This is a genomic window from Rhizobium sophoriradicis, assembly GCF_003939025.1.
Lineage (GTDB): Bacteria > Pseudomonadota > Alphaproteobacteria > Rhizobiales > Rhizobiaceae > Rhizobium > Rhizobium sophoriradicis.
Genome location: NZ_RQIH01000002.1, coordinates 257,422 through 270,379 on the forward strand (window position 1 = coordinate 257,422; position 12,958 = coordinate 270,379).

10 protein-coding genes are annotated in these 12,958 nt (G+C 61.8%); 6 read left to right on the forward strand and 4 right to left on the reverse strand.

The genetic code is table 11. The features are described 5' to 3' along the window. Nucleotides 1–475: 475 nt before the first annotated feature. Nucleotides 476–1,099 (reverse strand): outer membrane protein, encoded by a 624-nt coding sequence (locus EFR00_RS03660; RefSeq protein WP_009992255.1) that lies wholly within the window; start codon nucleotides 1,097–1,099, stop codon nucleotides 476–478. 265 nt (nucleotides 1,100–1,364) lie between these two features. Here EFR00_RS03660 and EFR00_RS32915 point away from each other — a divergent pair, with 265 nt between their 5' ends. Together EFR00_RS32915 and EFR00_RS03665 are read left to right on the forward strand one after the other, a co-directional pair. Then, complete coding sequence (locus EFR00_RS32915) at nucleotides 1,365–1,535, forward strand: hypothetical protein (protein ID WP_010053075.1); 171 nt, start codon at nucleotides 1,365–1,367, stop codon at nucleotides 1,533–1,535. A 342-nt stretch (nucleotides 1,536–1,877) separates the two neighbouring features. Beyond that, on the forward strand, nucleotides 1,878–3,371 hold the full coding sequence (locus EFR00_RS03665; RefSeq protein ID WP_077993780.1) for an FAD-dependent monooxygenase: 1,494 nt from the start codon (nucleotides 1,878–1,880) through the stop codon (nucleotides 3,369–3,371). Nucleotides 3,372–3,386: 15 nt separating this feature from the next. On the opposite strand, the gene EFR00_RS03670 is transcribed toward EFR00_RS03665, so the two are convergent. Continuing rightward, a complete protein-coding gene (locus EFR00_RS03670) occupies nucleotides 3,387–4,118 on the reverse strand; it encodes a hypothetical protein (protein ID WP_077993778.1) in 732 nt (243 codons plus the stop codon). A 262-nt stretch (nucleotides 4,119–4,380) separates the two neighbouring features. On the opposite strand from EFR00_RS03670, the gene EFR00_RS03675 reads away from it, so the two are divergent. Further along, nucleotides 4,381–5,787 (forward strand): adenylate/guanylate cyclase domain-containing protein, encoded by a 1,407-nt coding sequence (locus EFR00_RS03675; RefSeq protein WP_077993775.1) that lies wholly within the window; start codon nucleotides 4,381–4,383, stop codon nucleotides 5,785–5,787. Between the two features lie 150 nt (nucleotides 5,788–5,937). Here EFR00_RS03675 and EFR00_RS03680 read toward each other — a convergent pair whose 3' ends face one another. Both EFR00_RS03680 and EFR00_RS03685 read right to left on the reverse strand, forming a co-directional pair. Further along, on the reverse strand, nucleotides 5,938–6,696 hold the full coding sequence (locus EFR00_RS03680; protein ID WP_077994085.1) for an alpha/beta hydrolase family protein: 759 nt from the start codon (nucleotides 6,694–6,696) through the stop codon (nucleotides 5,938–5,940). 225 nt (nucleotides 6,697–6,921) lie between these two features. Then, entirely contained in the window at nucleotides 6,922–8,712 is a 1,791-nt protein-coding gene (locus EFR00_RS03685; protein ID WP_077993773.1) for an ABC transporter ATP-binding protein, read from the reverse strand. Between the two features lie 589 nt (nucleotides 8,713–9,301). On the opposite strand from EFR00_RS03685, the gene EFR00_RS03690 reads away from it, so the two are divergent. The 3 genes from EFR00_RS03690 to EFR00_RS03700 all read left to right on the forward strand — a co-directional run bounded on the left by EFR00_RS03690 (nucleotide 9,302) and on the right by EFR00_RS03700 (nucleotide 12,943). Then, nucleotides 9,302–10,291 (forward strand): sugar phosphate isomerase/epimerase family protein, encoded by a 990-nt coding sequence (locus EFR00_RS03690; protein WP_077993771.1) that lies wholly within the window; start codon nucleotides 9,302–9,304, stop codon nucleotides 10,289–10,291. 28 nt (nucleotides 10,292–10,319) lie between these two features. Beyond that, complete coding sequence (locus EFR00_RS03695) at nucleotides 10,320–11,366, forward strand: sugar ABC transporter substrate-binding protein (RefSeq protein WP_077993768.1); 1,047 nt, start codon at nucleotides 10,320–10,322, stop codon at nucleotides 11,364–11,366. 65 nt (nucleotides 11,367–11,431) lie between these two features. Beyond that, a complete protein-coding gene (locus tag EFR00_RS03700) occupies nucleotides 11,432–12,943 on the forward strand; it encodes a sugar ABC transporter ATP-binding protein (RefSeq protein ID WP_077993765.1) in 1,512 nt (503 codons plus the stop codon). The last annotated feature ends 15 nt before the right edge of the window (nucleotides 12,944–12,958 follow it).

The window sequence follows — 12,958 nt, forward strand, 5'->3', positions numbered from 1 at the left end:
TCGAAATGGAATGAGCCAAGTTGCAAGCAGGTAATGCGTCGCGGCAGCTCTGGTTCCAATTTCGCATTACCATGCGCGTCTCCTCGCAATGACGCCCTGCGACCTCAGGCGAGACATGCGGCAACTGGGGCCGAGGGCTGATCGGCCAGTGCGAGCAAAAAATAAGCGGCGGTTTGATCGCCGTGTCGAAGCGCCGCCGCTCCGCCTGCCGTTTTGATGGGGGCGGCAAAGACCGCCACACCGAGATCGACGCGCGAGAAAATTGGCGAAATTGGATCTGGAAGTGGCGCCGAGCGGGATCGTCGCTCAGGGCAGGGGCAGGGAGACTAATGATTTCGTTTCGATCACGGAGCGGCTCACCGCTAAACGGTCCGGCCCCATATGTCGCGCGTGAACCGCGACGTGATCCGGAGGAATGAAAAAGCCCCGCCGAAACACGGCGAGGCTCTGATGCTATCGATCCGAGGAATTCTTATTAGAACTTCACACCGATACCGAACTTCAGTTCGTGCTGATCGAGGTCGACGTCAACGCCCAGGATATCTTGTTCGCCATAGTCATTGTAGCGGTATTCGCCGCGGGCGAAGATGTTGTTGGTGATAGCAAAGTCAACGCCTGCTCCAACCGTGTACCCGTTGAACGTCTCGGTTTCCTTATCGAAGCCGGGCGCATCGACGTAACCGCGCGTGGCGGCCCAGCCGGCTGCGCCGTAGATCAGAGCCTTATCGAAGGCGTAGCCGACACGACCGCGAACGGCTCCAGCCCAATCCGTCCCGACTTCTGCGCCGAGCGCGTCCTCTTCATTCCAATTGTGTTCGAGGTTTCCTTCGATGCCCACGACAAAGTTATCGAACTGGAAATTGTAACCTGCGAACCCGCCGAAGACGCCGCCGTTAAAATCCTCAGAGGCAGAGGCACCGCCGGCGCTGAAATCACCGTTCAACCAAGCGGCGCCGCCATCGATACCGAAATACGGACCAGACCAGGTGAAAACAGGCGCTGCCGCAAGCGGGGCGGTCGGGGCCTCCTGAACGACATCTGCCGCGAACGCAGTCGTAGCGACAAGTGCGAGAAAGGTAGTGGCGATAGTTAACTTCATTTTCGTACCCCGTGGATTACATTAGAACCAAAGGATATACAGCTATTCAACAGAAGGCTGTAGCAATAAGGACACACTCGCGGAATTGTAAGCTGTCGTACAAGTTGTCATGTCGCCGGACGAGAGGGCGAGCCGAAGCCGGCGTCGTCAGAAACTGTCCTGATGCGGGCACATAGACCGACGATTTGCCTTTTCAAGATGTTCAACCCCGGAACCAAACGCGCTCGCATTTACTTTGACGGCTGAGCAATTTTGGAGATCCCATATGGAAGAGACACCCAAAACCGCTATCCGGGGAATGATGTTATACGTGCTTGCTCTCCTAGTCCTGGGCGTTCTGGCAGGCGCTGTCTACACGATCTACGGCCATCCCGCCGATCCCTCGGAGCCGCCGGCGGCTGAAACGATTCCGCAAAAGGCCACGGCTCCGCAGTGAGCGGCAACCACACCCAGCTAATATTGATCGCCCTTCGAGAACGAATGGTGAAATTGATGGCGTTTTGCCAAATCCGGCGCTGACCCGGTTTGGTCGTGTTGAAGCGCCTGGGTCTAAGCCAAGAAGCCGCACGAGCGGCAACGAAAAGGGCTTTGGAAGGCAAGCCGAAATCCTGTCGCAAGTCCTTCCCACCAGTAGAGAGCTTATATTTATAGGGGGAACAACCTGCGACAGGGGAATTCGGCACCTGAGAGAGCCGGTCAAACAGCAGGAGCACCAAGCCGCCGGTCGGTGTGGAATGCTGAGACGTTATCCTGACAGTCGGAGCAGAGGAGTTTGCGGATGAGGGAACATGCGGTCGTGATTGCCGGAGGAGGCCCCACGGGGCTGATGCTGGCGGGCGAGCTGGCCTTGGCGGGCGTCGATGTCGCCATTGTCGAGCGTCGCCTGAACCAGGAGATCGTCGGTTCGCGTGCCGGCGGCGTGAGCGCGCGCACGCTCGAGGTTTTCGATCAGCGGGGCATAGTCGAGCGGTTCCTGGCCGAGGGGCAGGTGGCCCAGGTGACCGGATTTGCGGTCACGCGGCTTGATATCAGCGATTTTCCGACGCGGCACAATTACGGGCTGGCGCTGCGGCAGAAGCATATCGAGCGCATCCTGGCCGGCTGGGTCGAAGAGCTGCCGGTCGTGATCTATCGCGGTTGCGAGCTGACGGGCTTCGTGCAGGACGCTACTGCTGTGACCGTCGAACTCTCCGACGCTTCGGAAATCCGCGCAGATTACCTGGTCGGCTGCGATGGCGGCCGCAGCCTGGTTCGCAAGCTGGCCAATATTGAATTTCCCGGCTGGGACGCGACGACCAGCAATATTCTCGCCGAGGCCGAGATGGAGGAGGAGCCGCCGCTCGGCGTCCATCGCACGGCGCTCGGCATGCATGCCTTCGGCCGCGAGGATTATGAAATTCGCGACGGCAAGGTCGTCTTTGCCAGCGAAGGCCCGATCAACATCATGGTGACGGAAAGCAATGCCGGCGCAGCAGGCGAGCCGACGCTCGGCGATCTCAGGCAAGCGCTGATCGCCGCCTGCGGCACGGATTACCGAATTCATGGTCTCAAGTGGATTTCCAGATTCACCGACATGTCGCGGCAGGCGGCGGCCTATCGCAAGGGCCGGGTATTCCTGGCGGGGGACGCAGCGCATGTGCATTCGCCGGTGGGCGGGCAGGGCCTCAATACCGGCGTCCAGGATGCCGTCAATCTCGGCTGGAAGCTTGCCCAGGTGGTGAAGGGACTATCGCCTGAGCCCCTGCTCGATACCTATCATGCCGAGCGGCATCCGGTCGCCGCCCGCGTGTTGCGCACGACAATGGCCCAGGTCGCCCTGCAGCGCTCAGATGACCGCACCGAAGCTCTGAGAGACATCGTGCTGGAGCTGCTTGGGCTGGAGGAGGCCCGCAAGACGATTGCCGGCGAGATGTCCGGACTTGCCCTCCGCTACGATCTCGGCGAGGGGCACCCGCTGCTCGGCCGCCGCATGCCCGACCTCGACCTCGCCACCCCGGACGGGGCCATGCGTGTCTTTGCGCTGCTCAGAAACGCGCGGCCGGTGCTGTTGAATCTCGGCGCCGCCGGCAGCCTCGACATCGCGCCATGGTCAGGCCGCGTCCGGCTGGTTCAGGCGAGCTATGGCGGTCCATGGGAACTGCCGACGCTCGGGGCAGTTTCGGCGCCGAGCGCGGTGCTGATCCGGCCCGACGGATATGTGGCATGGGTCGGCGAGGGGACGCAGGATGGGCTTCACGACGCGATGATCCCCTGGTTCGGACCACCCGCCTGAGAGCCGCAGCCCCGGTTAAGCGGCGAGCGGGATCGAGCCGCCCTCCGGTATCGCCTCGGGTTCCGGCATCGGCCTGCCGCGCCGTTCCCACGTCCGACGGCTGATGCCGAAGGCCTCCCATGGGCGGGACTGGCTGAGGGAGTTGGAGAGATAGTCGGCTCTGGGAACAGCGCCGGCGGCGCGGCGTTGCTGCTCTTTGCGGTTCTGCTCGCGCTGGCGGCGCTTTGCCTTTTGCAGTTTTGCCCTTTTCGCCGTCGGTACGTCGAAGGCGCCGACGGTGCGGATATCGAGCGCGCAGCGTTCGGCGTAGCTCAGATGCAGGGCATGGCCGAGCGCGTCGGCGGAAAGCGGGGAAAAGCGCACCTTTGTCCGCTCATAGATGATTTCCTCGATCGCGGCCTTCCCAGCCCAGGGGACCCACCGCGCCGCCCAGCCGAGCACCACCTCGACAAACCCTTCCTTGAACTCGACGAAAGCAAGGCTGGCGATCACCTCGACATAGATCAGGGCGTCATCCGCCTCCGGCACGATCTCTCCATGGCGGTGCCGGATCAATTTCTCGATCTCGCGCATGCGACCGCGGAAATGGTTCCAGCGGCCGCCCCGCATCCGGCGCTGCACGGCCTTGTAGCCCAGCAGACAATCGCCGATTTTGATCGCCGTGATATCCCGTGCGAGCGCGTCCGCATGAGCGGCTTTTTCCGCCGGCTTTGCCGATCGAGCCCCTTTCTCCTCAAGACGATCCATCGCTTCTCCTTCGTCGATCGGCCGGAGCCGAACCGATCGATTGTAAAGGAGGGCGAGGGGGTGATGCTCGCACTTTTCTCCGTTGTCCTGCAAATTGTTGAAACGGAGATGCAACGGGGACGGGCGGCCCGACAGGCGATTGCTACCGGCGGACTCTGTCGATCGGCAAGCAAGCGGCCCCATCGATTTCTATTGGCAGGTTGTCGTGTTATGATCGCGCATTGACGTTGTCTGTCCTGTCATGCGCGTAGAGACTATCCAAATGAGCGAAATGGACGTGCTTTTTGCCACCCTGCGACAGGCGGCTGACCCGCAGGTAGTCGAGTGCATCGAAAACGTCGTCAGGCATGGCGCCGATCGCGAGCTCAATCGCATCAATGTACTCGCCTTCGCCGAAAAACATCATCTCGAGGAAGAGAAAACCATTGCCGCCTTTCTGCATGCCGCCCGCATAGGCGCGTTCGAGATGACCTGGAACGTGCTTTGTCCGGGATGCGGCGGCGTTCTGGACAGCGGCGCGACCCTGAAAGGCGTCGTCCAGGACACCTATCATTGCGCGCTTTGCGCGGCCGGATACGAACCGACCCTCGACGAGATGGTCGAGGTCACCTTTACCGTCAGTCCGCGGGTGCGCGGGATTGCCGCCCACGATCCCGACAGGCTGCCGCCGCTCGAATATTATCGCCAGATATTCTTCAGTTCCGGCGTCGACCTGCCGCAGGATCTGGAAGCGAAGTTTCAACGCATACTGCTGGAGATGATCGAGCTGGCGCCGGGCGAGAAGGCTTTCGTCTCGCTGCAGCTACCGGCGCAATTCGTCATCATCTTCGAGGCGGTCACGCACTCGGCGCAGTTTATCGATGTGCAGGGTGAACCCACCAGCGAACGCCAGGCCCTGTCGATGGTCATCAGCCGCGGGCATGCGCTGAACGAAACCGTGACGCTGCGCCCGGGTCTGCTGCGGCTCACCCTGGAGAACCATACCGATCGCCGGGTGGTGCCGAATGTCTGCATCGCCGGAGATGATTTGCACGATCTCCTGGGCCGCCGGCGGCCGTTTCTGACGGCCAAGCGCCTGCTGACCAACCAGAGCTTCCGCGACATCTACAGGACCGATACGCTCGACGTCGACCAGCGCCTGAAGATCACCAGCCTGACTTTTCTGTTCACTGATCTGAGGGGCTCGACCGCGCTTTACGAGCGTGTCGGTGATCTTGCCGCCTTCGACCTGGTGCGGGCGCATTTCCGCGTTCTTCACGAGATCGTCGCCACCGAAGCGGGCGCCGTCGTCAAGACGATCGGCGATGCTGTCATGGCGACCTTCCCGAGCCCTGACCGTGCGGTGGCGGCAGCGCTCAGAATGCGCGAGGCGATGCGCCGGTTGAATGCCGAACACGGCAGCGAGGACCTGCTCCTGAAGATCGGCATTCACGAGGGACCGTGCCTCGCCGTCAACCTCAACGATCGGCAGGACTATTTCGGCCAGACCGTCAACATCGCCTCGCGCGTCCAGGGCCTTGCCGACCCCAACGTGATCATGACGACGGAGGCGATCGTCGAGGATGTCAATGTCTCGGAGATCCTGCGTGACAGCGGCATCAGCTCGGCCTCCCGGATGGCGGAACTCCAGGGCATCGGCAGGGAGGTCAGGATCTTTGCCCTGTCGTGAGCGTCGTTGCGCTGAACGCCGGCATCGAGGCGAAAGCGCGTTCGACCTGAACACAGCCCGGATGAGAAGGTCTGTGCGGTTTTGACTGGCGGGAGCTGGGACTTGTGCGACCTGGCCGAGATATACCGGGTGGTCGAGTAGGATGCACGCCTAGTGAGAGGTTACGCGAGCACCGAATATCCGCTGCAGGAAGGGCCGAAGGGCCGCCTGAGAGTGTTCGCGCGGGATACGATGCCCGCATTCGAAGATGCTGAGACTAACCGGGACTCCGGCATCGGACAGAGCCTTCGAGAAACTTTCGGCCTGAGCAACGGGAGCGCGATCGTCGTGCCGTCCGTGCAGAAGGAGTGTTTCCGAGCGGATATTTTGCGCATGGTGCAAGGCTGAGCGCTTTAGGAAAGCCTCTTTCGACAGGCCGGCTTCGGTTTCGATCGCTCTTTGCAGGCCGGGTGGGCTGTTTATGAAGACGGCTTCAAGATCATAGACGCCGCTCGAGAGAACGATGGCTCTAAGGTCGGGAAACTGAGCCGCGACCATTGCCGAAGCAACGGCTCCCCTGCTGTTGCCGTAGAGGACGATGCGCTCGGGAGCGACGGACGGTTGTTGCTTCAGGAAGGAGAGGGCGGCCATGATCGCCCGCTGAGTGGATGGACCGCAGAAATCGGCCGGGCCGTCCGAAGCCCCAAAGCCGGGCTGTGATACAGCCGCCGCCGTGATATTCAGGCGGGACGAGAAGCGAAGCAAGGTTCCATTATCGGCGAATTCCTTCGCTCCAAGCAGAAGGCCGCCCTGATTGCCGTGGACGAACAGGATCGCACCGGCCGGCGCCGCACCGGCGGCCTCAGCCTGGAAAAGCTCGACAGCAGCGCCATCGCCTCGATCAATCAGATGCCGCGTCACTCCAGGCATGAACACCAAAAGGTTTTCCCGCCGGCCGACGATAGGCGGGCAGGGGAGGTTGTCAATCTCTGATGTTGGTAGAAGGCGGAGGTGGTTTGGGAGCAGTGGCCTTGGCGTTTCGGCCATTGGCAAACCTTGCCCTTAGCTCTGGTGCTTGCCAAGCCCCCTGACGAAACGAAGGGGCGCCTCTTGTCAGTCGTCTGAATGCCGGGACGTCAGCCCCGGCATTCAGGTTCAGGCCACCAGTCCCTTGGTCAGTTCCAGTGCCTGGCGTTCGAACAGCCGGCGATAGATGCCGCCATTGAGCCGGATCAGCGCCTGGTGGTCACCCTCCTCGACGATCTTGCCCTTGTCGAAGACGAGCAGCCGGTCGAGCGCCCGCACCGTCGACAGGCGGTGGGCGACGACGAGCGTCGTGCGGCCGACCATCAGCCGTTCCATGGCCTGCTGGATCTGCTGTTCGCTCTCGCTGTCGAGGCTCGAGGTCGCCTCGTCCAGGATCAGGATTGGCGCATCGGCCAGAAAGGCGCGGGCGAGGGCGACGCGCTGGCGTTCGCCGCCCGACAGCTTGACTCCGCGTTCGCCGACCATCGTCTCATAGCCCTTGGGCAGGCCGATGATGAAGCCGTGCGCATTGGCCTGTTTCGCCGCCTGCTCGATCTCGCGCCGCGAGGCGTTCGGCCTGGAATAGGCGATGTTTTCCGCCAGCGTGCGATGGAACAGGATCGGCTCCTGCTGCACGATGGCGATCTGGCCGCGCAGGTCCGATTGCCTGACATCGGCGATATCCTGTCCGTCAATGCGGATGGCGCCTGAATTGACGTCGTAGAGGCGCTGGATGAGCTTGACGAAGGTCGTCTTGCCCGAGCCCGAATGCCCCACGAGGCCGACACGCTCGCCCGCTTTGATGGTGACTGAAAAGTCCTGATAGAGCGGATCGGGATGAGCACCATACTGGAAGGTGACGCGATCGAAGACGATCTCGCCCGTATCGATCGCGATCGGCCTGGCGTCCGGCCTGTCCTCGACGCCAAGCGGCATCTTGTCGAGCAGCACCAGCTCTTCCATGTCGTTGACGGCGCGCTGCAGGTTGCGGATGTCCTGGCCGACATTGCGCAAATAGCCTTGCAGAACGAAGAACATGGCGAGCACGAAGGTGATGTCGCCGGGCGTCGCCAACCCCCGCTGCCACATGACCAGACCCGTTCCGAGGATGCCCGCCTGCATGGACACCATCATGAAGCCCTGGATCGTGCCACTCAACGTGCCGCGCTTCCATGTCCGCCGGGTGCGCCTGTCCCATCTTGCCAGCACGTGGCGCAGGCGCGCCTCTTCGCGGCTTTCGGCGCCGAAGGCCTTGACCACCGAATTGCAGCTGATGGCATCGGCCAGCGCGCCGCCGAGCTTGGTGTCCCAGGCATTGGCAAGCCGCGCTGCCGGGGACACGAAACCCATGGAAAGCGCCACCGTCGCGCCGATATAGATCAGCGATCCCACTGCCACGAACAGTCCCATGACCGGCCAGTAGCTGCCGAGCACGATGCTGGCGCCGATCAGCATGACGATGGAGGGCAGCAGGGCGACGAGCAGCAGGTCATTGAGCGAATCGAGCGCCCACATGCCGCGGGTGATCTTGCGCACTGTCGAGCCGGCAAAGCTGTTGGCGTGCCAGTCGGTCGAAAAGCGCTGCACCTTGTGGAAGCCGTTATTGACCACATCCGCCATGATGCGGAGCGTCAGCCGGATAATGCCGTTGAAGATGAACCAGCGCAACACCACGCTGGTGAGGCCGAGAACCACGACGACGGCGAAAGCGTTTAGGGCGCCGTCGGCTGCCGTGGCGCCGGCAATGGCATCGACGATGCGGCCGGAAAACACCGGCACCATGACTTCGGCGAGCGTGCTTGATATCACCAGCACGACAATAGCGCCGACAAGAGAGCGCTGATGGCTCCAATGATGAAAAACGAAGCCGAGCACCTGGCGATAGGCATCGGCACGGAAATCGAGCTTCTTGCGCGTCATTTTAACCTGCCCGGCCCGTAATTCGGCAACCGGCCTCAAAATCGAGAGTTGGATGACACAGCCCGGGCGGGAGGCGAAATGATCCCGTCAGATCAATCGGGCTATGAAGAGTGGAAAAACCGCATGTGGCGCGCTCGGGGCGGGCCGCGAATGGCAAGGACCTAGTGTCGTCGCATGCCGTGCGGGAAGCTGTCGATGAATGCTGCTGTCATGCAACGCCTCCCTATGTTCGATCTGAAGCGGTGAGCTTTATGTACCGGAGCATTTCGCCATTGCCAAGCGGATTTTTACAACCCTGCAGGCAGTGGTGCGGAAACGACACAATTTAAAGGCTGAAGAGGGCGGGAAGGGACGCATTCCAACGACGCTCGAGGCGGCCGGTCGGGCAGCCTGCGAACAGCTGTTACGGACAGATCGCATCCCCTATCGGTTGGCCTCGATCCACCTGCGCAGACAGGGCTCCCAGCCGCACGGGGAAGCTCCGTCACCGCTCTGCCGCTTCAGATGGTGCCTCGCAGTACATATTCTGCTTTACAAATATGCAAAAATCTGTGAAGCAGTGTAAAGCTTCACAGACGGGACGAATGCCTTGAGCGAGACACGTTTTGCCACACGATTGAATTCCTTCGCCTCTGGTGCGCACCTCGCCTGGCCCGGGCAGTCTGGAAAGCCGTCCGTCCTGCAGATGGCGGAGCGTGCGGCTCGCGTGCAAGGATTGACCGACCTCGACCTGAATTACCCCGATCACGTGAACGACAATCCGGCTGAGTTGGCCCGGAAGTTTGGCGATTTCGGCCTGTCGATCAATGGCTTCGCGATGCGCTACTACACCAATCCGGATTTCAAGCTCGGCGCCTTCACACATCCGGAGGAAGCGGTTCGCCGCGAAGCGATCAATCTGACGAAGAAAGGCATCGACGCAGCGCGCGAGGCCGGCGCGAACCTGATGACCATCTGGCTCGGGCAGGATGGCTTCGATTACGCTTTCCAGGCCGATTATGCTCGGTTGTGGCAACACGAAATCGACGGAATCCGTGAAGTTTGTCAACATGACCCGGATTGCCTGATCTCCATCGAATACAAGCCGAACGAGCCGCGCTCCTACAGCCTGCTGCCTGATGCCGCGACAACGCTGCTCGCCATCAAGGAAGTGGGGGCCGGGAATCTCGGCGTGACGCTTGATTTCGCCCATGTCCTCTATGCCGACGAACAACCCGCCTTCGCGGCGGCCCTGATCGCACGTCACAGCCGGGTTCTCGGCGTCCATCTGAATGATGGCTACGCCAAGCGCGACGACGGGCTGATGGTCGGCGCCGTTCATTCGCTGCAGACCATCGAGTTGCTCCGCCAGATTCGCCGGGATGGCTATGACGGCGCGATCTATTTCGACACGTTCCCCGATCTGACCGGTCTCGACCCGGTCCGCGAATGCGAGGTCAACATCAAGACCGTCCGACGGATGTTGAGGGTCGTCGACCGCCTCGAGCAGGACAACCGCCTATCGAGCGCGATTGACCGACAGGACGCCCTTTCCACGCTGGCCATTGTACAGGAGTTGATGCTCGGCGCGGACCACTGAACCGACTTAACTCTCCGGGAGGAATTCCATGAACAGATTTTTTGCCGCGGCTCTTGCCGCCACCCTTTGTGCTGGCATCGCGACAGCGCAGGAACTGAAGCCGCTCAACTCGGACTCCGAGCCGGACCGCATGGACTGGTCCGACCTCGATGCCAAGCTCGGCGCACTGGCGAAACCGCCCGAAGGTCTCAAGGTCGGCGGTGTCTCCAAGACGCTGACCAATGAATACTGGCGCTCGCTCGGCGAGGGTTACCAGAAGTTCGCGGACAAGCTCGGTGTGAGCGTCGCCTATCAGGCTGCCCAAAGCGAAGGCGATCAGCTCGGCCAGCTGACGATCGCCGAAGGCATGGTCACGCAGGGCTACAATGTTCTGCTCGTCTCTCCGCAGACTGACGCCAATCTCCAACCGGTCATGGAACAGGCCAAGGCGGCCAATGTCCCTGTCGTCAATGTCAACGACGCCGTGATCCCGCAGGCGGAGCACTATGTCGGCAATGTCCAGCGCGACAACGGCGTCCGCGTCGCCAAGTGGTTCGTCGAAAACCGCCTGAACGGCGGCAAGGTCGCGATCATCGAAGGGCAGGCGGGAGTCTACGCCGCCGTGCAGCGCACCAGCGGCTTCAAGAGCACGATCGAGGAAGGTGGCAAGTTCACCGTGGTCGCAAGCGTTCCCGGCAACTGGGATCGGCAGATGTCCTATGACGCCGCGACCACCATCCTGCAGCAACATCCCGATCTCGTCGGCTTCTACTGCAACAATGACGGCATGGCGCTCGGCGTCGTCGAAGCCGTGAAGGCGGCGGGACTGCAGGACAAGGTCGTGGTGTTCGGCACCGACGGCATATCGGACGCCTATAAGTCGATCGAAGCCGGCGAGCTCACGGGCACCGTCGACAGCTTCCCGATTCTGACGGGCGAGGTCGCGATGGAAGTCGCTCTTCGCCTCGTTGCGGGCCAGAAGCTGCCGCGCGTTGTGGCGACGCCGCAGGCGCTGATTACCAAGGACAACGTCAAGGACTTCCAGGGTCAGGGCGTCGACATACGCACGGTGCTGATGAAGGCCGCAGGCAAGTAAGCGCCTCCCAAGGCGGGACGGCCGGCGCTCGGCCGGTCGTCCTCATTCACAAAGGGTTCGGTTCCATGGCTCCTTCCAGACTGGCATTCGAAGACATTTCCAAGGTCTTTCCCGGCGTCAAGGCGCTCTCGGAAGTCTCCTTCGACGTCGCGCCAGGTGAAATTCACGCGCTTCTTGGGGAGAACGGGGCGGGAAAGTCGACACTCCTGCGCATCCTCTCCGGTGTCTTTCGGCCGACGCAGGGCGAGGTGAAGGTCGATGGGACGGTCCATCATTTCCGCAAGCCGGAAAGCGCCCGCCAGGCAGGGATCGCCATGATCCATCAGGAGCTCCAGCAGGTTCCCCATCTCACCGTCGCCCAGAATATGTTTCTTGGTCATTCCCTCACCAGGCTTGGAGGCATCATCGTTGACCGACGCGAGCAGGAGCGCCGAGCGGCTGAAGCTCTGGCGATGATCGATCCGGCGATCGACCCGTCTGCGCCGATTTCCTCGTTGAAGGTGGCCCGGCGGCAAGTCGTCGAGATCGCCCGCGCGCTGCTCGACAAAGCCAGGATCGTTGCCATGGACGAGCCGACATCGAGCCTGACGCCCAGTGAGTTTGACCGGCTGGCCGAGATCATCGAACGGCTTGCCGCCAGCGGCGTGTCGATCATCTATGTGTCCCACAAGATGGACGAGGTCTTCCAAGTTTGCCGCAGGGCGACGGTTATGCGTGACGGAAGGGTCGTGCGCACAGGCATCGATCTCAGGGCGAGCGCGCCTGATGAAGTCATCGGCATGATGGTCGGCCGCGAATTGCTGGCTGAAGAGCACCATTCGCACGCGACCCGCACGGTGAGTGTCGAAGTCCGCAATCTTTCAACGCACCGTATCCGCGACGTATCGTTCGACCTGCACCAGGGCGAGGTTCTCGGCGTGGCTGGTCTGGTCGGCTCCGGCCGGACGGAGCTTCTGCGCGCCATATCCGGCGCTGATAGGCTGACGTCAGGCACCGTCAAAGTCGATGGGACGACCTTGGCGCTATCCAATCCTCGTGCCGCGATCGCCGCCGGCATCGGTCTGCTCCCAGAGGAGCGTAAGCGGGAAGGGATTATTCCGGGGAGGTCGGTGACCTCGAACATGGCGCTGCCTTCGATGGCGCGTTTCTCCAAGGCAGGTATGATCAACCACCGCAAGCTCAAGCGAACCGCGGAAGACCTTCTCAAACGCGTCAATCTGCGGCCATTTCAGCTAGATCGCCAGATCAAGCTTTTCAGCGGCGGCAATCAGCAGAAGGCGATCATTGCACGGTGGCTGGCGGCCGGCTCGCGCATTCTCCTTTTCGATGAGCCGACCCGCGGCATCGACGTCGGCGCCAAATCCGAAATCTATCAGCTGATCGAAGACCTTGCCGCCGACGGGCACTGCGTCGTCGTCGTCTCCTCCGAACTCCCGGAGGTGCTGAGGGTATCCGACCGTGTGCTCGTGATGCGCGACGGCGCTATCGCGGCTGAACTCGGCCGCGACCAACTCAGCGAAGAAACCATCGTCTCCCATGCCGTCGGCACGACCGCAAGCCGCATCGGCTCGGTGTGACCAACAGGAAAGAGC

Coding starts and splice junctions, on each gene's coding strand:
- EFR00_RS32915 (WP_010053075.1), top strand. CDS start 1,365: ATGGAAGAGACACCCAAAACCGCTATCCGGGGAATGATGTTATACGTG.
- EFR00_RS03670 (WP_077993778.1), bottom strand. CDS start 4,118: ATGGATCGTCTTGAGGAGAAAGGGGCTCGATCGGCAAAGCCGGCGGAA.
- EFR00_RS03660 (WP_009992255.1), bottom strand. CDS start 1,099: ATGAAGTTAACTATCGCCACTACCTTTCTCGCACTTGTCGCTACGACT.
- EFR00_RS03700 (WP_077993765.1), top strand. CDS start 11,432: ATGGCTCCTTCCAGACTGGCATTCGAAGACATTTCCAAGGTCTTTCCC.
- EFR00_RS03680 (WP_077994085.1), bottom strand. CDS start 6,696: ATGCCTGGAGTGACGCGGCATCTGATTGATCGAGGCGATGGCGCTGCT.
- EFR00_RS03695 (WP_077993768.1), top strand. CDS start 10,320: ATGAACAGATTTTTTGCCGCGGCTCTTGCCGCCACCCTTTGTGCTGGC.
- EFR00_RS03665 (WP_077993780.1), top strand. CDS start 1,878: ATGAGGGAACATGCGGTCGTGATTGCCGGAGGAGGCCCCACGGGGCTG.
- EFR00_RS03675 (WP_077993775.1), top strand. CDS start 4,381: ATGAGCGAAATGGACGTGCTTTTTGCCACCCTGCGACAGGCGGCTGAC.
- EFR00_RS03685 (WP_077993773.1), bottom strand. CDS start 8,712: ATGACGCGCAAGAAGCTCGATTTCCGTGCCGATGCCTATCGCCAGGTG.